Origin of the sequence: Collinsella sp. AF20-14LB (assembly GCF_003459505.1) — a bacterium.
GTDB lineage: Bacteria > Actinomycetota > Coriobacteriia > Coriobacteriales > Coriobacteriaceae > Collinsella.
The window spans coordinates 90505-113748 of the sequence record NZ_QRWD01000001.1; the positions used below are offsets into that span (position 1 = coordinate 90505).

At 66.4% G+C, this 23244-nt stretch carries 23 protein-coding genes and 1 pseudogene; 6 read left to right on the forward strand and 18 right to left on the reverse strand.

Going from position 1 to position 23244, the window contains the following annotated elements; translation table 11 throughout:
* Positions 1-56: 56 nt before the first annotated feature.
* The 17 genes from cobK to cobM are packed head-to-tail and all read right to left on the reverse strand — an operon-like array spanning position 57 to position 16466.
* A complete protein-coding gene (gene cobK, locus DWX63_RS00390) occupies positions 57-812 on the reverse strand; it encodes a precorrin-6A reductase (protein WP_117635183.1) in 756 nt (251 codons plus the stop codon).
* On the reverse strand, positions 809-1450 hold the full coding sequence (locus tag DWX63_RS11355; RefSeq protein ID WP_199411048.1) for a precorrin-8X methylmutase: 642 nt from the start codon (positions 1448-1450) through the stop codon (positions 809-811). The genes cobK and DWX63_RS11355 overlap by 4 nt, the downstream gene beginning before the upstream one ends.
* A complete protein-coding gene (locus DWX63_RS11360) occupies positions 1451-1966 on the reverse strand; it encodes a cob(I)yrinic acid a,c-diamide adenosyltransferase (protein ID WP_117635181.1) in 516 nt (171 codons plus the stop codon). It lies immediately after the preceding gene.
* Positions 1963-3462: a cobyric acid synthase gene (locus tag DWX63_RS00400; RefSeq protein ID WP_233514417.1), complete on the reverse strand. Its 1500-nt coding sequence runs from the start codon at positions 3460-3462 to the stop codon at positions 1963-1965. Before DWX63_RS00400 ends, DWX63_RS11360 begins: the two co-directional genes overlap by 4 nt.
* Positions 3455-4678, reverse strand: a complete 1224-nt coding sequence (locus DWX63_RS00405; RefSeq protein WP_158559574.1) for a histidinol-phosphate transaminase — start codon at positions 4676-4678, stop codon at positions 3455-3457. The genes DWX63_RS00400 and DWX63_RS00405 overlap by 8 nt, the downstream gene beginning before the upstream one ends.
* Entirely contained in the window at positions 4675-5649 is a 975-nt protein-coding gene (gene cbiB, locus DWX63_RS00410) for an adenosylcobinamide-phosphate synthase CbiB (RefSeq protein ID WP_117842459.1), read from the reverse strand. The genes DWX63_RS00405 and cbiB overlap by 4 nt, the downstream gene beginning before the upstream one ends.
* Positions 5649-6713 carry a histidine phosphatase family protein gene (locus tag DWX63_RS00415; protein WP_233514418.1) on the reverse strand — a complete coding sequence of 355 codons (1065 nt, stop codon included), beginning with the start codon at positions 6711-6713 and terminating at the stop codon, positions 5649-5651. The genes cbiB and DWX63_RS00415 overlap by 1 nt, the downstream gene beginning before the upstream one ends.
* Positions 6647-7414 (reverse strand): adenosylcobinamide-GDP ribazoletransferase, encoded by a 768-nt coding sequence (cobS, locus tag DWX63_RS00420; RefSeq protein WP_158559575.1) that lies wholly within the window; start codon positions 7412-7414, stop codon positions 6647-6649. Before cobS ends, DWX63_RS00415 begins: the two co-directional genes overlap by 67 nt.
* Positions 7411-7959 carry a bifunctional adenosylcobinamide kinase/adenosylcobinamide-phosphate guanylyltransferase gene (locus DWX63_RS00425; RefSeq protein WP_117842462.1) on the reverse strand — a complete coding sequence of 183 codons (549 nt, stop codon included), beginning with the start codon at positions 7957-7959 and terminating at the stop codon, positions 7411-7413. Before DWX63_RS00425 ends, cobS begins: the two co-directional genes overlap by 4 nt.
* Positions 7956-9098, reverse strand: coding sequence for a nicotinate-nucleotide--dimethylbenzimidazole phosphoribosyltransferase (cobT, locus tag DWX63_RS00430; protein WP_117842463.1), 1143 nt, complete (start codon positions 9096-9098; stop codon positions 7956-7958). The genes DWX63_RS00425 and cobT overlap by 4 nt, the downstream gene beginning before the upstream one ends.
* Positions 9091-10473, reverse strand: a complete 1383-nt coding sequence (locus tag DWX63_RS00435) for a cobyrinate a,c-diamide synthase (protein WP_233514419.1) — start codon at positions 10471-10473, stop codon at positions 9091-9093. Before DWX63_RS00435 ends, cobT begins: the two co-directional genes overlap by 8 nt.
* Positions 10470-11942 (reverse strand): precorrin-6y C5,15-methyltransferase (decarboxylating) subunit CbiE, encoded by a 1473-nt coding sequence (gene cbiE, locus DWX63_RS00440; RefSeq protein WP_117842464.1) that lies wholly within the window; start codon positions 11940-11942, stop codon positions 10470-10472. The genes DWX63_RS00435 and cbiE overlap by 4 nt, the downstream gene beginning before the upstream one ends.
* Positions 11930-12673: a precorrin-3B C(17)-methyltransferase gene (cobJ, locus tag DWX63_RS00445; protein ID WP_042435525.1), complete on the reverse strand. Its 744-nt coding sequence runs from the start codon at positions 12671-12673 to the stop codon at positions 11930-11932. The genes cbiE and cobJ overlap by 13 nt, the downstream gene beginning before the upstream one ends.
* Positions 12673-13806 (reverse strand): cobalt-precorrin 5A hydrolase, encoded by a 1134-nt coding sequence (locus DWX63_RS00450; RefSeq protein WP_117758123.1) that lies wholly within the window; start codon positions 13804-13806, stop codon positions 12673-12675. Before DWX63_RS00450 ends, cobJ begins: the two co-directional genes overlap by 1 nt.
* Positions 13807-14496, reverse strand: a complete 690-nt coding sequence (gene cobI, locus DWX63_RS00455) for a precorrin-2 C(20)-methyltransferase (protein WP_117842465.1) — start codon at positions 14494-14496, stop codon at positions 13807-13809.
* Positions 14489-15673: a cobalt-precorrin-5B (C(1))-methyltransferase CbiD gene (gene cbiD, locus DWX63_RS00460; RefSeq protein WP_233514420.1), complete on the reverse strand. Its 1185-nt coding sequence runs from the start codon at positions 15671-15673 to the stop codon at positions 14489-14491. The genes cobI and cbiD overlap by 8 nt, the downstream gene beginning before the upstream one ends.
* 1 nt (position 15674) lies before the next feature.
* Positions 15675-16466, reverse strand: a complete 792-nt coding sequence (gene cobM / locus DWX63_RS00465; RefSeq protein ID WP_089571784.1) for a precorrin-4 C(11)-methyltransferase — start codon at positions 16464-16466, stop codon at positions 15675-15677.
* Positions 16467-16924: 458 nt separating this feature from the next.
* On the opposite strand from cobM, the gene DWX63_RS00470 reads away from it, so the two are divergent.
* From DWX63_RS00470 to DWX63_RS00495, 6 genes and pseudogenes are all read left to right on the forward strand, one after another.
* Positions 16925-17851, forward strand: coding sequence for a sirohydrochlorin cobaltochelatase (locus DWX63_RS00470; protein WP_117842466.1), 927 nt, complete (start codon positions 16925-16927; stop codon positions 17849-17851).
* A 146-nt stretch (positions 17852-17997) separates the two neighbouring features.
* Entirely contained in the window at positions 17998-18531 is a 534-nt protein-coding gene (locus DWX63_RS00475) for a hypothetical protein (protein ID WP_117716075.1), read from the forward strand.
* A gap of 4 nt (positions 18532-18535) precedes the next feature.
* On the forward strand, positions 18536-20107 hold the full coding sequence (locus DWX63_RS00480) for an ABC transporter substrate-binding protein (RefSeq protein ID WP_147336042.1): 1572 nt from the start codon (positions 18536-18538) through the stop codon (positions 20105-20107).
* A 22-nt stretch (positions 20108-20129) separates the two neighbouring features.
* Entirely contained in the window at positions 20130-21152 is a 1023-nt protein-coding gene (locus DWX63_RS00485) for an iron ABC transporter permease (protein WP_117842468.1), read from the forward strand.
* Positions 21153-21164: 12 nt separating this feature from the next.
* The gene (locus DWX63_RS00490; RefSeq protein WP_117842573.1) at positions 21165-22334 is read left to right on the forward strand and encodes an ABC transporter ATP-binding protein; all 1170 of its coding nucleotides are present in this window, start codon (positions 21165-21167) and stop codon (positions 22332-22334) included.
* Positions 22335-22363: 29 nt separating this feature from the next.
* Positions 22364-22588 (forward strand): annotated as a pseudogene (locus DWX63_RS00495) (DDE-type integrase/transposase/recombinase); the annotation flags it as partial.
* Positions 22589-22591: 3 nt separating this feature from the next.
* On the opposite strand, the gene DWX63_RS00500 reads toward DWX63_RS00495, so the two are convergent.
* Entirely contained in the window at positions 22592-23203 is a 612-nt protein-coding gene (locus tag DWX63_RS00500) for a TetR/AcrR family transcriptional regulator (protein ID WP_158559576.1), read from the reverse strand.
* Between the last annotated feature and the right edge of the window lie 41 nt (positions 23204-23244).

Below are 23244 nucleotides of genomic sequence, written 5' to 3' on the forward strand. Positions count from 1 at the left end.
CGAGCTATTGATGGATGACGGGCTTGTACGGGTCGAGCTTGCTCGGGGCGCTCCTCCTAGCGCGCGAACTCCCGTAAGAGAGCGTCTTCCACTTCCCGAAGCGAAAGGGCCCCGCCTCCCTCGGCGGGACGGGTGACCACGATGCAGCGCGCTCCCACAGCGCGCGCTGCGGCGAGCTTCTCAGCCGTGCCGCCTACGGTTCCCGAGTCCTTGGTCACAAGCCACTGGGCGCCCACCTGCCGAAGCATCGCCTCGTTGAGCTCGCGGGTGAAGGGCCCCTGCATGCCGATGACGTGCGACGGCGAAAACCCCGCGTCGATGCACTTCGTTATAGCACCGGGCAGCGGGAGCACACGCACAAAGAAGCGTTCCGCGAAATCGGGGACGCGCGTGTAGGGAGCAAGCTCCTTGCTCCCCGTCGTGAGAAGAACACGACCCGGGTTCTCGGAGAGAAAGCGCGCCGCGCAGGCGATCGACGCGACCGACACGACGCCTTTGGGCAGCGCCTCGACCGGGCGCGCAAGGCGCAGGCATTGTGCACCCACGGCGAGCGAAGCGGCCCGGATGTTGCCGCTTGCGAGCGTAGCGAAGGGGTGCGTGGCGTCGACGACGATGCGCGCGCCGGAAAGCTCGCGATCCATGTCGGCCTCGTCGAGCCTGCCCGCATGCACCTCGATGCCCGGAAGCTCGCCCAAAAGCTCGCCTCCGTACTCGGTTGCCGCGTAGGCACGAGCGGGGATGCCCACCCCGCTCGCCCATTCGCACAGAAGGCGGCCCTCGGTGGTCCCGGCGAAGATGCGCAGCGCCGTCACTTCGGGCCGCCTGTGCGCGTGATCTGGTAGAGTAGCGCGTTCATAATGGCGGCCGCCACGGTCGAGCCGCCCTTGCGACCCCTCGCGACGATGGCCGGCACGCGTCGCGCGAGTAGCTCCTCTTTCGCCTCGACCACGTTCACAAACCCGACCGGCACCCCAACGACGAGAGCGGGCGCGATCTTCCCCGCGTCCATGAGCTCGGCGAGGCGCAGAAGTGCTGTGGGAGCGTTGCCGACGGCCACGATGAGCGGACCCTCGATGCCGCAAGCTTTGTCCATGCTCGCAACGGCGCGAGTCGTGCCCGCGGCGCGCGCAGCCGCGGCGACATCAGGGTCGGCCATGAAGCACACGGCCTTGCAGCCGAGCTTCGCGAGCGCGGGCTTGCTTATGCCTGCGAGCGCCATGTTCGTGTCGGTGAGCACCGTGGCCCCTGCGCGCAGTGCGTCGAGCGCACAGTGCACGGCGTCATGGGTGAACACGAGGGAATCGGCGTACGAGAAGTCGGCAGTGGTGTGGATGACGCGCTTCACGACGGGCTCTTCGAGCGGCGGGAACGTGCGGCCGCCGAGCTCTTCGGTGATGATCTCGAAGCTGCGCCGCTCGATGTCGCCAGGCGCCATCTCCTTGGAATCCATCTAGTACTCCACTCCTTCTCTTGCACATATCCCCTGAGCGTAGGGGTGTTTCTCGCACCGCATCTCGGTTATGTAATCGGCCTTCTCCACGATCTTGCGGGAAGGCGCGCGCCCGGTGAGCGCTACTTCGACGCCGCGCGCGGACATATCGAGCGCGCGGTCCACGAGCGCCTCGTCGACAAGCCCCTTCGAAAGCGCGTCGAGCGCCTCGTCGAGCACGAGCAGCCCCTCCTGCGCGCCCTCGAGCTCGGCGAGCGCGGAAGCGAGGTTCCCATCGTGCAGCTCGCACGTCGCGGCAAGTTCTACCGACGTCATCGACCAGGTAAACTTGTCCGACACCTTCCCCGCGAACACGGGCACGCCGAAATGCTCAGCGAGCAGGCGCACCTCCCCGCTTTCGCCGTCTTTCAGGAACTGCACGACGACGACGCGGCGGCCTGCAGCGAGCATGCGAAGGGCGAGGCCCATCGCCGCCGTGGTCTTGCCTTTGCCGTCGCCATGATACACGTGGATCATACGCCCTCCTCGATAATGCGGTAGACATACTCCATGTCGAGCACCCCGCGCACGACGTCGGCCAGGCGGTCGAACTCGCGCGCACGGTGATCGGCCGCGGACGCCGCGCCCGCAGCACCCACGACGCTCTCGGGCAGGCCGCGCATGCGCGCGAGCGAGCGCGCGAGGGCGAGCGCAACCCCCGGTTCGTCGAACAGGCCGTGGAGATAGGTTCCGAACACGTTTCCGCAGGCCGCGCCTTCCGGTTTGCCGCCAATCGTGCCCGCAGGAGCGCAGGAGACGGTCGTTTCGCCGTCGTGAATCTCGTACCCGCGCGCCGTCATGCCGTTCCACACCGAAAACGCGCCTTGGGCGCCCGTGATGCGCAGTGTCGACTGGGCGAGGCGCTTTTCCTCCTTGAACACCGTACTTGCAGGGATGAGCCCGAGCCCGCGCGCGGTGCCAGCGCCTTCCCTGCCGTGCGGGTCGGAAAGCTCGTCTCCCAAAAGCTGGTAGCCTCCGCATATGCCGAGCACCGGCGTGCCCGCGCCCGAAAGCGCGCGTACACAGGCTCCGATGCCGCTAGCCGCAAGCCAGCGCGCGTCGTCGAGCGTAGTCTTCGAGCCGGGAAGCACCACCAGGTCGGGTCGGCCCAGATCGGTCGTCGAGGAAACGTAGCGCACGCCCACGCCGGGCACGCGCGAAAGCGGGTCGAAGTCGGTGAAGTTCGACAGATGCGGAAGACGCACGACGGCGACGTCGATGACGCCGCGCGCCTCGCGGGCAGATAGGCGCGGCGCGAGCGAGTCCTCGTCGTCCAGGTCGAGCGTAAGATACGGCACGACACCCACGACGGGAACCCCGCACATCTTCTCGAGCGGGGCCAAACCCGGGCGCAGGATTTCCACATCGCCGCGGAACTTGTTCACCACAAGCCCCCGCAAAAGCGCGCGGTCCTCGGGCGCAAGGAGCGCGACCGTGCCGTAGAGCTGGGCAAATACCCCGCCCGGGTCGATGTCGCCCGCAAGCAGCACGGGGGAGGACACGGCGCGCGCGAGCCCCATGTTGACGATGTCATTTTCGGCAAGGTTGATTTCGGCGGGGCTGCCGGCGCCCTCGATGACGATGACGTCGTTTTCCTCCGCGAGCGAATCGAACGCCTCCAAAATCTGCGGCATGAGCGCCTTCTTTCGCGCGAAGTAGTCCCTCGCAGCGAAGGCTCCCTGCGCCTTGCCGGCCACGATGAGCTGGCTTCGGTGGCCGCTTTCGGGCTTGAGCAGGATGGGGTTCATGCGCACGTCGGGCGCGATGCCGCACGCCTCGGCCTGCATGATCTGGGCGCGCCCCATCTCGAGCCCGTCGGCCGTGACACCGCTGTTGAGTGCCATGTTCTGGCTCTTGAAGGGAGCCACGCGCAGGCCGTCCTGCGAAAGCACGCGGCACAGCCCAGCCGCAAGCAGGCTCTTCCCCGCGTTCGACATGGTGCCCTGGATCATGATGGGCTTCGCCCTACCCACGGGTATCGACCTCCTTCGCCGAGCCTCGGCCATCCGCGCCCGCCATAGCGCCGCTGAAAGAAGCGCCGCCCCGTTCGTCGGGTTCGCCTTCGCCCGATGCGCCTTCCGCCCGAAGCGCACGGCCGAACGCCATCGCAAGCCGGGCATTCTCCTTGCGCGTGCGCACCGCGACGCGGCACCAGAAACGGGACAGTACCGAAAACGAGTCGCACGTGCGGACCAAAACCCCCTGTTTATACAGGCGCTCGGGGATGTCTTTCGCCGGCGTGCGGACTAAAAGGAAGTTCGCATCCGACGGCACGACGGAAAGCCCGAGCGAGGAGAGCTCGTGGGAAAGCCACGCTCGCTCGCCCGCCAATACATCGCGCGTGCGCGAGACGTATTCAACGTCCTCCAGGGCGGCGATGCCCGCGGCCTCGGCGACCGAGGAGACGGGCCACGCCTGCCCCGCCCGGCGAATCCCCTCGATGAGTTGGGTGTTTCCGCTGATCAGATATCCCAACCGCAACCCCGCCATTCCGTAGAGCTTGGTGAACGCGGAGAGCACGGCCACATGGCGCGAACACGCGGCGCGTGCGGCCACGCTCCTTTCGCGGGCGTCGGGCGCAAATCCGAGAAAGCACTCGTCCACGACGAGCAGCGCGCCCACCTGCTCGCAGCGACAAGCCGCGGCATCGATCACACGGGGGTCGACGAGGCGCCCCGTCGGGTTGTTCGGATTGCAGAGGTACGCCACGTCTCTCGGCCCCTCGATCGCGCGGGCGAAGGAGGCAGGCACGTCGAAGTCGTCCGCTTCGGAGAGCGGGAACTCCTGCACGCATGCGCCGTAGTACGATGCCGCCTCCGCATATTCAGAGAACGTCGGCGCGCACACGACGAGGCGTTTCGGGCGCACCGCCGCGGCGAGCCGCCAGATGATGTCGGACGCGCCCGCGCCGCAGACGATAGTATCTTCGGGAATGCCCTGGGCGCGCGCTAGGGCGCGAACGAGCGCGAGGCTTTCCCTATCGGGGTAGGCGTCGATTCGAGAAAGCGCCTTGCAAGCTGCGGCGACGGCGCGCGGCGAGGGGCCTGCCGGATTCACGTTCACCGAGAAGTCAATGAGGTCGGAGGCGTCCCCTTCGCAAGCGATGCCAAGCGATTGCGTGCTACCCCCATGCGCACGGGCGCGCAGGATTCCCCCGGCAGCCCGGGGCGCGGCGTGGTCTTCCCTCATGCCATCGCCCCCACGGCGAGCACGACCGCCGCGCGCGCGGCACCGAAGACGACGAGCGCGCATACGGACGCGGCGAGCATAAGCCTTGTCGCCCGGGCGATGTCGCCCCACTCGATTTCGCGAGACGCGTCGCCTATCGTCGGTTTCTCAACGAGCTTGCCGAAATACACCGCGGGTCCTGCCAGGCGCAGCCCGAGCGCGCCCGCGCACGCTGACTCGGTCTGTGCCGCATTCGGGCTCGCATGGCGACGCCTGTCGCGGCGCCAGATGTGCGCCGCCCCGCGCGCGTCGAGCCCGACGATCGGGCATACGGCGATCATGAGCAGGGCCGATAAGCGCGAGGGAATCCAGTTCGCCGCATCGTCGAGGCGCGCCGAGGCGCAGCCGAAGTCGATGTAGCGATCGTTTTTGTAGCCCACCATGCTGTCGAGCGTATTCACCGCCTTGTACGCCATGCCCAAGGGCGCACCCCCGATCATAAGGTAGAAAAGCGGCGCGATGACGCCGTCGCTCGCGTTCTCCGCCACCGTTTCCACGGCGGCGCGCGCGACGCCCTGCTCGTCGAGAACAGACGTGTCGCGTCCCACGATGAGCCCGACAGCTTCACGCGCCGCGACAAGGCCGCCCCTCGAGAACGCACGGGCCACGGCCAGGCTCTGGCGGCGCAGCTCGCATGCCGCGAGAATCTGATAGCTCGCCCATGCCTCGGCCACGAAGCGCAGGCCGGAGTGAACCATGCCGCAAAGATGCAGGATTCCCCAGGTCAAAAGCCCACACGCAAGCGGAAGCGCCACGGCGAGCACAAGTCCTGCGGCGCGCGTGCCCGCGGACGTTTGCGGGAATGCGCGCCGCAGGCGGCCTTCGGCCCACGTGATCGCGCGCCCCATGGCGACGACGGGATGGGGAAGCCAGCGCGGGTCGCCGAAGGCAAGGTCGGTCGCGAACCCGGCGGCGACGGCAAGAATCGTCATCACCGGGCATCGCCCCCCGAAGCGGGGCGAACGTCGCGAAGGCAGCGCCCATCCCAGGTGGCGGCCCATGCGCCGCCCGGCTCGGTATGCACGTCGAAGTATCCAATTTTCGGGACAGCTAGCTCGGAGAGCAATGCTTTCACGGTACCCGCGTGAACGACGAAGACGGCGCGCCCACTCCCCTGGACGCGCTCCGATTCGCACGCCTCCCGAAACGCCGCGACGACGCGGCGGGTGAAATCGCTCTTGCCCTCGCCATGCGGGCAGCGCGTCTCGCACCAGGAGTCTACCCAAGCGCGGTAGCGCGCATCCTCTTTAAGCTCGGCGGCGCTTCGCCCCTCGAAGTCGCCGAAATCCATCTCGCGCAGACCGGGGCACGCAATAAACTCCGCGTTCGGGAAGAGGATGCGCGCCGTCTGGTCGGTGCGGGCCATGCCGCTCGTGATAACACGGAACACGTCACGATAGCACGCGAGGTCGCGCAAAGCGCGCTCACCCGCGCTCGACAGGGGCTCGTCGGTGCCCGCCCCGCTGTAGCGATGGTCTTCCGTGCCCGCCGTGGCACCATGGCGCACGAAGACGACTTCCAAAGGCGCGCCCGCACCCTGCGCCCCTCGAGGCGCATCGACAAGGTTTCCTTTGATGACCTGGGGTATCCCGCACGTCATGCGCACGACGACATCGGCGCGCGCAGCGAGCGCGCATCCCAGGCGCCCCGCGCGCTCGCGCCATTGGGCGTCTTCCGCACGCATGGGGATGACCCCCGAGCCGACCAAGGACAGAATCACTACGTCGAAGCCGATCAGCCGCTCGAGCGCCCGGTCAGCGTCGAGCGCGCGTACGAGTTCCTCAGCACGGTAAGCGACACGGCCGGCAAAAGCCGCGGGCACGCCGCCCTCCGCAAACTGCGCCGCGTCGACGAAATCGTCCGCCGCGAACCCGAGCTTTTCGCGCACGAAGGTCCTCTTCCCCGAATGCGCGCCACCTACCACGATCATCATAGGAGCATGCCCCCCGCCACCAGCATGGCAAGCATCGCGAGCTCGGCCCATTGCAGAAACCATCCGGCCAAATCCCCCGTCACCCCGCCGAAGCGGGACAGGGCAACATGGCGGTACCACGCGAGCGCCAAAAGCCCCGCCACAGCCATAAGGGCGCCGACGGCCTGAGCGCACGCGACCATCCCTGCAGCCGAAGCCGCAGCGAAAGCGCAAAGCGGCACGACGATCGCCGCGCGCTTCTTCGCAGGCGAGAGCCCCGCGGCCATGCCGTCCGCCCGCGCGGCAGGCCAGCATTCAACGGCGAGCCCCGAAAGCGAGCGGGAGAACACGAGAGAGCACAGAAGCGCGAGGAACGCCCCCGCCGTAAGCGACAGCGCGGTGAAAAGGGAAAACTGCAGAATAAGGTACACAACAACACCGATGACCCCGAAGGCGCCCGCTCGCGGGTCGTGCATGATCTCGAGCTTTCGCTCGCGCGGGGCCCAACTTGCAAGCGCATCGGAGGTGTCGCAGAGCCCGTCTAGGTGGATGCCTCCCGTCACCGCCACAGGCAGCGCCACGAGCACGGCCGCGACGATGGTCGCGGGCACGCCGAGCAAGTTCGCCACGTACCCCCACGCCGTCATGAGGAAGCCTTCCGCAAGGCCCACCAGGGGAAACGCGGCAAGCGCATGGGTTGACCCGAAATCGGTCCAGGCCGATTTCGGGACGGGGATGCGCGAGAACGTTCCGAACGCCGCGCCGATTGCCTCTACTATCTTCACCTTGTAGGTCCTTCGCCTTTCATCCACACGGGAATCCCGCATACCACTTCGACTGCGCGGTCGGCCAGCGCCGCCACACCCGCGTTCACGCGCGCGAGCGCGCGCCTCCATGCCTCGGTCCCTTCATCGTAGCGCATCCCATCGGCGAACACGTCGACGGTGACCACCACCGTATACGCAGCGGCCTGAGCGAGCCGTTCAATGCCTCCGAGCACCTCGCGCGCCGCAGCGTCGGGGTCACGCGGGGACAAGCCGCCTTCCGCGAAGAGCTCGTTCGCGACCAGGTTGCCCACGTCCTCCAAAAGAAGCGTGCAGCCGCGCGGAAGCCCGGGCACTGCGGCGCCCACGTCACGCGTGCACTTGAGGGTAGAAAACCCCTTGCCCTCGCGCAGCCCCCGATGGCGCGCGATGCGGCGGGCGCCCTCTTCCCCGAAGGGCTCCATCGTTGCCAGGTACACGCGGGGGCCGTCGTGCCCGAGGCACAGGGACTCGGCGTAGGCGCTCTTGCCGCTCGCGGCGGCGCCGATGACGAGTGTCACCGTCATTTCCCGGCCTCGAAATGCTCGTAAGCAGCCATGCCAGTCGCCGTGAACGTCTTCCCATCCCGGTACACGCGCAACGCCGAATCCAGAAGGGGCAGATACGCCATGGCGCCCGCGCCCTCGCCCAAGTGCATGCCTGCATCGAGTGGTGCCTTTATGCCGAGCTCGCGAAGGAGCTCCTGGCTTGCGGGTTCGCTTGATGCGTGGGTGCCCACGAGGTAGCCCAAGGCGTTGGGGCACAGGCGCGCCGCGCACAGGGCCGCCGTGCAGGATATGACCCCGTCGAGGAGCGCCGGCGCCTTCGAGGCCGCGGCCCCCAGGTAGAAGCCACACATCGCCGCGATGTCGAAGCCGCCCACCTTCGAGAGCACGTCGATCGGGTCGGCGGGATCGGGCGAGTTCGCGTCGATAGCGCGCTCGACCACGTCGCGCTTGCGCGCGAGCGATGCGTCCGAGAGCCCCGCGCCGCGCCCGACGAGGCTCCGCGCGTCCGCCCGGATGAGCACCGCGGCCACCGCCGCCGAGGTGGTCGTGTTGCCGATGCCCATCTCGCCCGAGGCCAGAAGGCGCACGCCGGCGCGGGCAAGCCCGCACGCGACGGCGATACCGACCTCGATCGCGCGCACGGCCCCATCGCGAGACATAGCGGGGCCGTGCGCGATGTTGCCGCTCCCCCGCCGCACGTTCGCGCGCACCATGCGCGCGTCTTCTATACCCCGGGCCATACCCACGTCGACGGGCACGACCTCGGCACCCGCGAACGCCGCCATGCGGCAGGCGCTCGTGGCCCCCTCGCACATGTTGCGCGCGACGGCTCGCGTCACGTCTTGCCCGCTTTGCGACACGCCTTCGGCAACGACCCCGTTGTCGGAGAAGAATACCGCGAGCGCACGGGGAAACTCGGCCACCTCGGCGCTCCCCTGAGCTGCGGCGATACACGCGACGGCGTCTTCAAAGTCGCCCAATCCCCCCAAGGGGTGCGCGATGGAATCCCACGCGGCGTACGCGGCGGCGCGGGCACACTCGTCTGCGGGCGCGATCCGGGAGAGCGTGGCTTCGAGCACGGCGCCCGGCGCCGACGAGAACGCACGCTCGACTTCCTCGCGGATGCAGGCAAGCGCGGTTTCGGTTGCTTCAGCCATGCAGTCTCCTCTCTACGAACGACGCTGCGGCAGACGCGAACGCGCGCGCAACGTCGGGGTTCGCAGGATAGTACACATGCGGGAAGCCCGCCACCAGGGACGGGGTAGTCGTCATGCACGGCCAGCCCTTGTCGCGCCGGGGCTTCTGCGCCCAGAAGTCGCCGCCCGGGCAGGCGGACTGCCAGTAGTGGAACTCGTGCGCGCGGATGCGTGTGCCGCGCGGCCCGTAGAGCCCGTCGCGTTGGGAAGTGAGCTCCACGTACCCGAAATGGGACAGCCTTCCCCCGTTCTCGCTTGCGCCCTCAAGGGCGCCCGCAACAGGCCAGCGCCGCCCCTCGCTATCGGCGATTTCGCGCTGCAGGTACAGAAACCCACCGCATTCGGCGACCGTCGGCATGCCGGATTCCACCGCGCGCCGCACCGCCTCGCGCATCGGCGCGTTCTCGGAGAGCTGCCGCGCATGGAGTTCCGGGTAGCCGCCCCCCAGATAGAGGGCGCTTGTCCCCCGGGGCAACTCGCTATCACACAAGGGGCTGAAAAAGGCCAGCTCGCAACCCAGGTCCTCGAGCGCGCGCAGGTTCTCCTCGTAGTAGAACGAGAACGCCTCGTCACGCGCGACGGCGACGATGGGCCGCGCTCCCGCGATCGGCTCCAACCGGTAAGGTTCCTCGCGGATATCGGGTGCCGTCACCGCTATTTCGAGCAAGCGGTCGACGTCGACGCTCTTTTCCACCAGCTCGGCCATCTTGTCGATGCGCGCGGAGAGCTGCTCGACCTCGTCGGCGGTCACAAGCCCCAGATGCCGGCTTTCGAGCGAGAACGCCTCGTCGGCGGGGATATTCCCCAAAACCGCGACGCCCGTGTGCTTCTCGATCGCAGGCGCCGCGTAGGCGCAGGCAGCGGCGCTCGTCTTGTTCAGCACGACGCCGCGCACGTTCGCACAAGGCAGGAACTCGGCAATGCCGCGGATTACGGCGGCGAGCGATAAAGACGCCCCGCGCCCGTTCACCACTAAAACGACCGGCGTTTCCGTGTCGCGCGCAACCTGGTAGCTGCTCGCGTCGGCCACGCCGGGCGCCATGCCGTCGTAGAAGCCCATAACCCCCTCGAGCACCGCGACATCCGCGCCCGCGGCGCCGCGTGCGAGCAGGGCGCGCAGCGTCGGGGCGTCGGTGAAGAAGCCGTCTAAATTGCCCGAGCGCGCACCCACGACGCGGCGATGAAAGAGCGGGTCAATGTAGTCGGGTCCGCATTTGAAGGCCGCGCATGCAAGGCCGCGACGCGCGAGCGCGCGCAGGAGCGCGCACGTGACGACCGTCTTGCCGCTCCCGCTCGAGGGCGCAGCGACCATGAAGCGCGGGATGGACGTGCTCACCGGGCGCCGCCTTCCCCACCTGCGGCGTTGCAGTTAGCAAGCGAGACCACCTCAACGGATGGTTTCCCCTCGGCAGAGGGGTCCTCCCCGACAGGTGACTCAACAAGCGCCCCGACATCGGCAAGCTCCTCGGCATCCGCGCCCGCACCACGCGCGCTGACGAGGAACACGGGGTTTTGCGCCTTCATAAGATGGTGCGAGCCTACAGCCTCGGCGCGGGCGGCCGACACCTGGCACGCCTCGAACTCCTTAAAGCGCGAACCCGAGAGGAGCGCGCACGCCTCGGTGAGCGTCTCAACGGTGACGCATGGCACGCACAGGCGAACCTGCGAGTTCTTCTCGAGCGCCGCCTCCACGATGGAGGGAAGCTCGCCCGCGCTCCCGCCGACGAACACGGCGTCGGGGTCGGGCAGTTTCGCGAGCGCTTCGGGGGCGACACCGGGGACCGCATGCACGTTGCCGCACCCGAATGCATCCGCGTTCTCTCGGATGAGCCGCACGCCGGCCGCGTTGCGCTCGACCGCCCATACCGACCCCGCTCGCGCGACGAGCGCCGCCTCGATCGACACGCTCCCCGTGCCGGCGCCGACATCCCACACGGTGTCGGTCGCGGTAAGGCGCAGCTTCGCGAGCGCGACGGCGCGCACCTCCTGCTTGGTCATGGGAACGTCGCCGCGGATGAAGAGCTCGTCGGGAATGCCCGAGGAAGCGTACGGCCAGCGGGGGCTCGCGGCGTGGAATGCGACCGCAGAGTCCGCCACGAAAGAAGCCGCCGCGGGCGCAGAGGCGCCAGCCGGCGCCTCGGAGGCTGCACTAGAGTTCGCAGGCGACCCGGCGCAGCCTGCGAACTCGATAAGCATCACGTTCAAGTCGTCGAACGTCTGACCTGCGATTTCACTTGCGGTCGCGCAGGTGATGCGCTCGTCGGGGTACGACAGGCGCTCGGCCACCGTCACGCGCGCGTCCTCGAAGCCCGCCTGCACAAGCTCGCCCGAAAGCCGCGAGGGGTCTTCCCCGCCCGACGTGGCGAGGAAGAGCTCACCTGCGCGCTCGGCCTCGGCCACGATGTCGCACGCCACGCCGTGAGCGCTCACGAAGCGCCAATCCTGCCATGGACGCGCGAGGCGCGCGGCGAGATACGACGCTGAGCTTATGCCGGGAATGACGCGCACGTCCACCTGCGCGTCGCCGGAGAGCGCCTCCACCAGGCGGCGCGCGCCGCTGAACAGCCCCACATCGCCCGTCATCACGACCACGGCGCGCTGCCACGACGCCGCATCGGTGAGCGCGGCGACGATGTCCGCCGTCTTAACGAGCTCGCATCTCACCACGTCGGGCGGCACGTCGATGCCGACAAGTGCGCGATGAGCGCCGATGACCACGTCGGCGATGTCGATCGCGTCGAGCGCCGCGCGCGAGAGCAAGTCGGGGTTTCCGGGCCCCGCCCCGATGATCGTTACCTTTCGCATGGAATCTCCCGATACCCGCGCGGCGTGACCATACGGCCGCCTACGCGCTTCGTGTCCGCGTTGCCGACGAACACGGTGGTGAACATGTCTGCATCGAACTCCCCCAGCTCGGAGAGCCTGCACATACCCGACTGCTGCCCCTCGCGCCCGATGTTGCGCACCCAGCCGCAGAGCGTGTCGGGGGCCTTCCATTCGAGCATAATCTTCGCCGCGCGCGAGAGCCTGTCGGCGCGCTTTCTGCTGCGCGGGTTGTACAAACAGATGCAGAAGTCGGCGCTCGCCACGGCGGCGAGCCTGCGCTCGATGACCTCCCACGGCGTGAGCAGGTCAGAGAGCGACACGACCGCGAAATCGTGGGCAAGCGGGGCGCCGAGCACCGCCGACCCGCTCTGAGCCGCGGTGGCCCCGGCGATAACTTCCACGTCTACATCGGGGTAGTCCTCCGCAAGCTCCAGCACGGGGCTCGCCATGCCGTACACGCCCGCGTCACCGCTGCACACGAGCGCCACGGCTTCTCCGCTCTGCGCGCGCGAAAGCGCCAGGCGGCACCGTTCGACCTCGTGCATCATCGGCGTCGCGAGATGCGCCGCGTCGGGCACGGCGGCGAGCGCGAGCTCCACGTATTTCGTGTACCCCACAACGATGTCGGCCGCCTCGAGCGCGCGCCGAGCCGCAATCGTCATGCCGTCGGGGCCGCCCGGGCCAATCCCCACCACGAAGAGCTTTCCCATCACCGCTCCTTAAACGAAAGTTCGATAGTTACCTTGGAAAACGCGACGGTCACGCCGCCGTGAGCGAGCTTCGGGAAGAAAAGTTTGCCCCCGCCCGCGAGCGCCGCGCGCTCGCACACGTTGTCGACCCCCACCGTCGCGCGCACGAAATCAGATGGCGAAACGCTGCCTTCGACCTGCGACAACTCCTCTGCGGAATACGTCGCGAGCGGGATACTGCGCGCGTGGCAGAAGGCGAGCAGACCCTCCTCGCGCGCCTTCACGTCGATCGTCGCCGCCTCGCGCACGGCCGAAGGCGAGATGCCCGCCTGCCCGCACGCGAGAAGAAACGCCTCCCCGATCGCTTCGGTGCACGCACCGCGACGGCACCCTATGCCCGCAACGATGCAGGGTAAGACAAGGTGAAGCGGCTCGGGCGCAGGCGCCTGCGCCCGCACGCCCGCCGGCTTCCCCGTCACACCGGCGGGCACGACCTCGCCCGTTGTCTCCGCCGCGCGAACGGACGCACCTGCATTCGCGCCAGCGAACGGCGACACGACGATATCGGCCCGAGCGCGGTCGGACGCAATGTCAACCCCCTCAGGCGGCTGTCCCGAAATCGGCATGTCGGAATAGAGCGCCACGCGCCCGCCCGAAAGCAGCCGCGCCGACACTCGCTTGATAGCCTCGGGATTCGAAACGGCGAGCCCAGCACAGCGCGCCCACGTATCCACCGCCCACACGCCGCGGACGTCGGTCGCCGTGGTGATGACGGGGATGGCCCCTGCCGCGCGTGCCACAGTTTGCGCAAGCTCGTTCGCACCGCCCAAATGCCCCGACAAAAGCGAGACGGCAAAGCGCCCCGCCTCGTCGATCACCACAACCGCGGAATCGTTTGCCTTCGAGGCGACATGCGGCGCGATCGCCCGCACGGCGATGCCCGCCGCGCCCACGAACAGAAGCGCGTCCGACGCTTCCCACGCGAGCGCCGTCCATGCGCGCAGGTCGGCCTTCCCCTCGCCGAACCCGCGCGAAACGGAAACGTTCCAGCCAGAGTCATCTTCACCTGTCTGCGCGCAATCGGAAAGCGCGCGTGCGGTGCGCTCCGCCAACGCATACCCCCTCTCAGTGAACGCTATGCAGGAAACCCTCATCTAGCGCACCACCATCGTCGAGAAGTAGCTGCCCCGATCGGGCACATCGTCGAGCGAGCGGTACACGCGCTCGCCCGGAAGCCCACAGTCCTCTACGAGCTCGGCACCGTCGAAGGCGCCCTCCTCGCGAAGGATGCGCTTCGTGTCCGCAAGCGAGCGGCGCGACTTCATGACCACCTTCGTCCCCGGCCAGCCGATTGCGCGGCGCACGTCATCGTAGCCGCCGGGCACGATGTGCAGAGGCGACGACATCTCGGGCGTGAGGTCGCGCTCGAGCGCCGCGGCGACCGCGCAGAAGCTCGGCACGCCGGGAATGGCGCGCGCCTCGAACCCGCGGGCGCGCACGTCGGGCGCTATGCGCTGGAAGGTGGCGTAGATGCTTGGGTCCCCCAGGTTCAGCAGCGCGACGTCGCGGGCCGCATCCAGGTGCGCGACAAGCTCGCGAACAAGCGAGGCATGCTCGGCCGCGCGGCGCTCGGCGTCGCGCGTCATCGAGAATCGCACGGGGATCACCGTCTTGCCTGTAAGGTCGACGGCGCCGCGCACAATGTCAAGCGCGACCATGACCCCGTCCGCCGTTTGCGGTGCGGCGATGACCGGACACGATTCGATTGTGCGGACGGCCTTGATCGTGAGCAGCTCGGGGTCGCCAGGCCCCGTGCCCACCCCGTACAGCACGCCTTTACTCATACGTCGCCCCCAATTCCCCGATAACAGCATCGGCGCCCGACGTGCGGAAAAGCTCGCGGCGCCCGGCGTCGAACACGACCGCGGCGATGTCGCATGCGCCCGCCGCGCGGCGGCGCAACCTGTCCTCGATTGCCGCAGCGAGCGAGGCGCGCACAGCGTCCCCCACGCCGGCGGCCTCGATTACCTCAAGCGCCGTCGTGGTCGTGACCGACGACATGATCTCGTGCACGGTCTTCGCGCCCGCGCCGGCCAAGGCCGCGTGGGCGGCCAGAATCTCCGCGCGGCAGTCGGCGGTACGCGAATGGGTGTCCATGATGCCGCCCGCGACCTTCACTAGCTTGCCGATGTGTCCCACAAGAAGGACATTGGTAAATCCCTCGCGAACGCAGCAATCAATCGCATCGCCCACAAAGTTGGAGATGAAGACCACCGGCGCACCGTTTAGGTGGAAATGCCCCGAGATGAACTGCCCGCCGTAGTTGCCGGGCGTGAGCACGACTCCGCGCCGCCCCATAGCCGCATGCTGCCGGATCTCGAGCTCGATGCTGTCGCGCAAGGCAGCGAGGCTGCGCGGCTCGACGATGCCCGTCGTACCCAGGATGGAGATGCCGTCCTCTATCCCCAGGTGCGGGTTGAAGGTCTTTTCGGCAAGGGCAACACCCTCGGGTACCGAAATCGTCACAGCAATATTTCCAGAAAAGCCGTGCGCGGCGCACACCTCGCGCACCGCCGAAGTGATCATCGCGCGCGGCGTCGCGTTGATGGCGGCCGCCCCCACCGGCTGCTCAAGCCCGGGCAACGTCACGCGCCCCACGCCCACGCCGCCATCGACGGAAACTTCCGATTCGCGCGCGGGCACGCCCTTGCTGCCCGCAGCGCCCGTGCCCGGCCCCGCATGTTCCACGAGCGCGTACACGAGCACGCCGTCGGTCACATCGGCATCGTCGCCTGCGTCCTTTCGCACGGCGCACTGGGCGCACCCCTCGCCGATGCATACGTCGACCACGTCCGTCTCGACGGGCAGCCCGCCGGGGGTGACGATCGACACGCGGCCCACGGGCTTTCGTGACAAGAGCATCTCGCAGGCCGCCTTCGCCGCGAGCGCGGCGCAGCTCCCCGTGGTGTAGCCGCAGCGCAGGCGGGTCGTCCCGGTATATATATAGTGCTCGAAGGCCATGCTAGCTGCTCGCCTTCCGATACCCTGTGGCAAACGAAGGGTCGTAAAGCTTGCTGCGCTCGTACGACTCCGCTTGCGCGCCGTTGTGCGCAAGCCCGCCGCGAGCTCCGAGCACGCGGCCCACCACCACGAGCGCCGTGCGGTCGATGCCCTCTCGCGCGCCCGCATCGGCGAGCGTGCCCACTGTGCATCGAACCACGCGCTCCTCAGGCCAGGTCGCCTTGTACACGAGCGCCGCCGGCTCGTCGGAGCTGCGGCCCGCGGCCAAAAGCTCGGCGGAAAGCTCGGCGAGCATACCCGAGCTCAGGAAGATGACCATAGTCGAGCCGCTTTCCGCCATGGTGCGCATGCCCTCGCCCGCGGGCATGGGGGTACGTCCGGAAAGCCGCGTGATCACGACCGACTGGCTGATTCCCGGCAGCGTGTATTCCTGGCGAAGCGCCGCCGCGGCACCGCAAAAGCTCGACACGCCGGGCACCACCTCGTAGTCCACGCCGCGCGCGTCGAGCGCGTCCATCTGCTCCTGGATGGCGCCGTACAGGCACGGGTCGCCCGTGTGCAGGCGCACCACTTCCTCGCCCCGCGCATCTGCCGCGCACATCACGTCGAGCACTTCCTCCAAGGTCATGTGCGCGCTGTCGTAGACGACGCAGGATTCCTTGCACTCGGCGAGCAGCTCGGGATTCACAAGGCTTCCCGCCCAAACGACTACGTCGGCCGCGCGCAGAAGGCGCGCCCCGCGCAGCGTGATAAGGTCGGCGGCGCCCGAGCCTGCGCCAACGATATGAATCATCCGAGCCTTCCCTTCCCGTTTCTCATCGCAACCGTTTACGCCGCCATTCGCGCAGCGGGCAAAACACGGCGCCTGCGGCAGCAATCGGCGCAAATACGCAGGCAGGAGGCGCAATGCCGCCCGCGCTGGCTTTGACACGTTCACAAGTGCCCACTATCATAGTAAAAGTTTCGGCAACGAGCATATGACAATCGGATAAAAGGAAATGACCGGCGCGGCGCCTGCACAGCCCGCGCTGGCTTGCGGAGGGAACCAGGTGGGAATCCTGGGCAAGGGACATTACTGTATAGGACGCGCGGGCGAACCGCCTCGCGCCCCAAGCCAGACTGCTTCGCCTTTTCCTCACGGCATCGCCGTGGCGTTAGCTCCTTGTGAACCCCGAGGGGTGCGCTTTTCTTTCGCTTGTGCCGACAAGCAACTGTCGCCGGGGGACCGGCAAACCGAGGAAAGGAAAAACCATGTCCGACCAGATGTCACGCCGCGGCTTCATGGGCGCCGCAGCAACCGGAGCCTTCGCGCTCGCCGGAGTCGCGCTCGCGGGCTGCTCCAACACCTCCGCGAGTTCCGAGAAATCTAGTGAAAAGGAGAAGACCGCGAAGCCGGTCATCCTCGTCACGAGCTTCGGCACGAGCTACAACGACTCGCGCCACATCACCATCGGCGCCATCGAAGACGCTATCCGCGAGAAGTACTGGCAGGACTACGACATCCGCCGCGCCTTCACCGCGCAGATCATCATCGACAAACTGAAGAAGCGCGACGGCATCACGATCGACAACATGACCGAGGCGCTCGACCGCTGCGTGGAAGACGGCGTGAAGGAAATCGTCGTGCAGCCGACGCATCTCATGGCTGGCCTGGAATACGCCGACGTGAAAGACGAGCTCGACAAGTACGCCGACAAGTTCGACAAGATCTCGCTCGGCGACCCGCTGCTCACCTCCGACGACGACTACAAAAAGGTGGCCGCAGCCATTAAGGAGAACATGGCGTCCTTCGACGACGGCGAGACGGCGCTGTGCCTCATGGGCCACGGCACCGAAGCCGATTCCAACGCCGACTATGCCAAGATGCAGGAAGTGTTCAAGAACGAGGGTTTGACGCAGTTCTTCGTCGGCACCGTCGAGGCTGAACCGACCTGCGAGGATGTTATCGCCGCCGCGAGCGCCGCAGGCTACAAGAAGGCCGTGCTCGCGCCGTTCATGGTGGTCGCGGGCGACCACGCGAACAACGACATGGCAGACGAGACCGACCCCGACAGCTGGGCTGCGAAGTTCGTGGCCGCCGGCTTCGAAGTGACGTGCCTGCTCCAGGGTCTGGGACAGAACGTCGCGGTCGACGACATCTACGTCTCGCACGTGGACGACGCCATCGCCAAGCTGTAAACTCGCCGCGCACGGGGGCGCCGGTCGCGTCCCCGTGCAACGGGCATGCGCCTTTCCCCGACTGACGACGCATGCCCGTTGCATTCGCATCCCGACTGCCCACCGCACGGCACAGGCGGTCGAAGCGATTGAAAGGAACCCCCTCCATGTTGAAGAAAACCCTCGTCTTCGCCCTGTCGGCGGCGCTTTGCGCGTTCTCGCTCGCCGGCTGCGCCGGAAATTCAATCGACAGCGCAAAGGCAAGCGATGCCGATTCCCAGGAAAAGACCGAACAGGCGGCCGATGCCCCCGCGGGCGCAAGCGCTGCCCCCATCACCGCCGACAAGGTGGCCGACGGCACCTATCCAATCACCGTAGATTCCAGCTCGAACATGTTCAGGATCGTGGACGCCCAGCTCATCGTGGAAAACGGCTCCATGCACTGCGTGATGACGCTTTCCGGCACGGGCTACGGCAAGCTCTTCATGGGCACGGGCGACGAGGCTGCCGCCGCAAGCGAGGCCGACTTCATCCCCTATGTGGAAAACGCGGAAGGCAAGTACACCTACGACGTGCCCGTTGATGCGCTCGACGAGGACACCGCCTGTGCCGCGTGGAGTATTAGAAAAGAGCAGTGGTACGACCGCACACTTGTGTTCGAATCCGCCGGCGTCGATCTGCGCGCCGACGCACTGAAGTAACGCCATGCGGTCGATTCTTCCCAAGGGGGAAAACAGGAAGCTCCACAGCATCGCGGCGCGCGCGATCGCCTGCGTTCTCGTCGCCCTGCTCGCGCTTCCCTTCGCGGGGTGCAGTGCGAGCCCGAACGCGACCGGTGGCACGGCGGGCTCTCAGGAATACACGGTGAGCGTCTCGCTTTCCGGCGGGTCAGGGCGCGCAAGCATCGCCTCACCCACCACAATTGTGAAGGATGGCGACACCTACACCGCGACCATCACCTGGTCGAGTTCGAACTACGACAAGATGACCGTCGACGGCGTGGACTACGCGCCCGTAAACGACGGCGGCAACTCCACGTTCGAGATACCCGTCACGCTCGACGAGGACATCGCCGTGTCGGCCGAGACCGTCGCCATGTCGACGCCGCACACCATCGACTACACGCTCCACTTCGACTCATCCACCATGAAGGAGAAATCGGGCGACGATGCAAGCGGCGGCTCCCCTGCGGGAACGGCTTCAAGCGCCGCGGCCGACTTCCACAACGCCGATTTGGGCTGCGGCTGGGAGCCGACGGGAGCGCTTCAGCTTGAATACGCCGAGCACTTCACTGTCGACGAGTTCGAAGGCGGCCTGCGGCTTATCTGCGTTTCGAACGGGGAGCGCTTCCTCGTGGTGCCGCAAGATGCGAAGGTACCTGATGGGTTAAGCTCCGACATCGCGGTCATAAGGCGCCCCGCCAACAAGGTGTACCTCGTGTCGTCGGCGACGATGTGCCTAGTCGACGCGCTCGATGCGAACGACAATATCATCATGTCGGGCACGAAGGCCGACGACTGCTCGGTCGTGGGCTTCAAAAGCGCACTCGAAAGTGGGGCGATCGCCTACGGCGGCAAGTACAGCGCGCCCGACTACGAGCGAATATCGGCCTCGGGCTGTACGCTCGCCATCGAGAACACCATGATCAACCACACGCCCGATGTGAAGGAAAAGCTGCAGAAGCTCGGGCTCGTCGTGCTCACCGAACAGTCGTCGAGCGAGCCCGAAGCACTCGGGCGCGTCGAGTGGATTAAGCTTTTCGGCGTCCTGTTCGACAAGGAAGACGAGGCCGCGCACCTGTTCAACGAGCAGAAGGCCCGCGTCGAGCAAACGTCGGGGCTCGCGTCGTCAGGTAAAACCGTGGCGTATTTCTACATTAACTCGAACGGGGCCGCCGTCACGCGGCGGGCGGGCGACTACGTGGCGCAGATGATCGAGCTTGCAGGCGGCAGCTATGCGCTCGATGACGCGCAGACGGCGTCGACGTCAGGTTCGTCAGTAACGCTCGAAATGGAGCGCTTCTACGCGACGGCGAAGGATGCCGACATCATCGTCTACAACGGCACCATCGACGAATCGGTTGCCACCTTGAACGACTTCGTAGGCAAAAACGCGCTATTGTCGCAGTTCAAAGCCGTGAAGAACGGCAACGTCTGGGTCACAAGCGCCGACATGTACCAGCAGATGACTTCTACCGCCGACATTATCGACGAGCTGCACGGGGCGTTCACCGGCGATGACGCGAGCGACTTCCATTATCTGAGGAAGCTCGGTTAGCGCCATGAGAAGCCGGCTTTCCATGGCATACGACGAATCGGGGCGCGCCGCGCGGTGTCGCGTCGTGACGGCGCTGCTCGCTGTTGCCCTCATCGTGCTCGTCGGGGCCAACCTGTGCATCGGGAGCGTGCTCGTGCCCGCAGACCACATCCCCGGCATCCTTTCGGGCGGCGCGGCCAATTCCATGGAAAGCCAGGTCATCTGGGAGATTCGCCTGCCGCGCGTGCTTTCAGCCGTGCTTCTCGGCGGGGCACTTTCGCTTTCCGGGTTCCTGCTGCAGACGTTTTTCAACAACCCCATCGCCGACCCGTTCATCTTGGGCGTCTCCTCGGGCGCAAAGTTCGTCGTCGCGCTTACGATGATCGTACTTCTAGGCGCGAACATGGCCATGTCTTCGCCGGCCATGGTGGCCGCAGCGTTTCTGGGCTCGCTTATCACCATCGGCTTCGTGCTCCTCATCGCACGGCGCATAAGTTCCATGGCCATGCTCATCGTGGCGGGCGTCATGGTGGGATACATCTGCTCGGCGGCGACGAACTTCCTCATCGCCTTCGCCGACGACCAGTCCATCGTGAACCTGCACAACTGGTCTTTGGGTAGCTTCTCGGGTTCGAGCTGGGACGACATCGCGGTCATCGCGGTCGTGGTGATCACCGTGAGCGCATGCGTATTCGCGATATCGAAGCCCCTTTCCGCCTTCCAGCTGGGAGAAGCCTACGCGAAAAGCGTCGGCGTGAACGTCGCACGCTTCCGCTTGGTGCTCGTCCTTCTAGCGAGCATGCTCTCCGCCTGCGTGACCGCGTTCGCTGGTCCGGTGTCGTTCGTAGGAATCGCGGTTCCGCATCTCGTGAAGTCAGCGCTAAAGTCGTCGAAGCCCATCCGCGTGATTCCTGCGTGCTTCTTGGGAGGCGCCATCTTCTGCGCGGGCTGCGATTTGATCGCACGCACGCTGTTCTCTCCCGTCGAGCTTTCCATCAGCGCCGTCACCGCCATCTTCGGCGCGCCGGTGGTTATCGCGCTCATGTTGAAGAAGCGGGTGAGGTAGATGGGAGAATTCGTGCCGCGGCCCAAAACGCAGGCTGACGGAGCGCCGCTTTTCCGCATAAGCAACCTGTCTGCGGGCTACGACAAGAAGGTTGTAGTCAAAGGCGTCGATCTGGAGGTTCGCGCGGGCGACGTCGTGGCGCTCATCGGGCCGAACGGCTCGGGCAAGTCGACCATCTTGAAAACCATCACACGCCATCTGGCACCACTTGCCGGTGCGGTCGAGCTCGACGGACGGGAGATTTCCCGATGGAAGACGGCGGAGTTCGCAAGGAACCTTGCCGTTATGCTGACGGATCGCCCCCGGACCGAGCTCCTCACCTGCCGCGATGTCGTAGAGGCGGGAAGGCACCCCTACACCGGGCGAATGGGCACACTCTCGCCCGACGACCATAGTCGGGTCGACGAGGCCATGAAAACCGCACATGTGGAAGAGCTCGCCGAGCGCGACTTCATGCAGATAAGCGACGGGCAACGCCAGCGCGTCATGCTCGCACGCGCCATCGCGCAGGATCCGCGTGTGCTCGTGCTCGACGAGCCCACGTCATATCTCGATATCCGCTACCAGATCGACCTGCTGCGAATACTTCGCCACCTTGCGAAATCGCGGAATGTGGCTGTCATCATGTCCATCCACGAACTCGAGCTCGCGCAGAAAAGCGCCGACAAGGTGATTTGCGTGAAGGACGGCCGGGTCTTCCGCGCCGGCGCACCCGAGGACATATTCACGCGCGAGACGATTGGCGAGCTCTACGGCCTTCAACATGGCACCTTCAACGAGCGCTTCGGCAGCGTGGAAATTGGACGCCCGCACGGCGATGCGCACACGTTCGTCATCGCCGGCGCAGGTACGGGGTCGGCTGTGTTTCGCCAGCTCATCCGGCAGGGCAAGGCGTTCTACACGGGCGTTCTGCACGAAGGGGACATCGACTGCGAGCTAGCGCGCGACCTGGCGGCGGAATGCGTGGCCGAGCGCGCCTTCGAGCCGATCGGGGATAAAACCATAGCCCGCGCCAAAGAGCTCCTCGTCCACTGCGCGCGCCTTATCGTGTGCCCCGCCGCCTTCGGCACCATTAACGCCCGCAACGCAGAGCTCGTCGAGTTCGCACGCTCGCACGGTATCGAGGTCATGCGAGCGTGCGAAGGCGCATCGGAGGATTCCCAATTGGGGTGGAAAGGATAAACTGGACTTTCTTTTAAGGATCCTCAGGCTACAGCTCCTACGCCGGCGAGGTCTACAAGGCGCCGGAGAACCTCGTAAACAGGAATTTCCACGCCGACGAGCCCAACCTGCTGTGGCTCACCGACATCACCGAGTTCAGGCTCCCGGGCGGCGAGAAGGTCTACCTGAGCCCGGTCATCGACTGCTTCGGCGGGATGCTCGTCGCCTGGTCGATCGGGCTGCACCCCGACAAGCGCCTCGCGAACTCGAGCCTGCGCCTAATCCAAGCGAGATTCCAGACTCGACAGGCCATTGAGAGTCAGGTCGTTGGCGACCTCCGAGACGCGCTCGATAGGAACCGAGCCGTCAGACAGCGCCCGTGTGCGATAGATTCCGATAATACCCGACAGCAAAAACGCCAGATAGTAGTCGAACATCTCGTCCTTGAGACCGTGGGGCAGCAGATCGCGCTCGGCAATCTCGTGCTCGAGCGGCGCACGAAGACGAGCCATAAAATCATCGAGCGGAATGTTCTCGATCAGCTGACGATTGAGCACCAGGTTGTTGCACAGCGCCTCGTTAACGGTTTTAAAGAAGGTCGCCGCCGCGCCCAGGGCGCGCTCGTTGGTGTCACCGTCCATGGAAGCAAGCGTTTTCTCGACCGAGTCGACAATCATCTCCACCACATCGACGGCAATGGCATCGAGCAAGCCATCAACCGTACCAAAGTGCACGTAGAAGGTTTTACGGTCGACATTGGCCTCGCGCGCGATGGCACTCACCGTAATGTCTGCCAGCGGCTTTTCCATGAGCAAGCGCTCAAAAGCGGAAAGGATGGCATTGCGGCTGCGAACGATACGGCGATCAATACGCGGTTTGCTGGTGGCCATGGGCGTGTCCCTTCGATATGCGGGCATTCATCAACAGATGA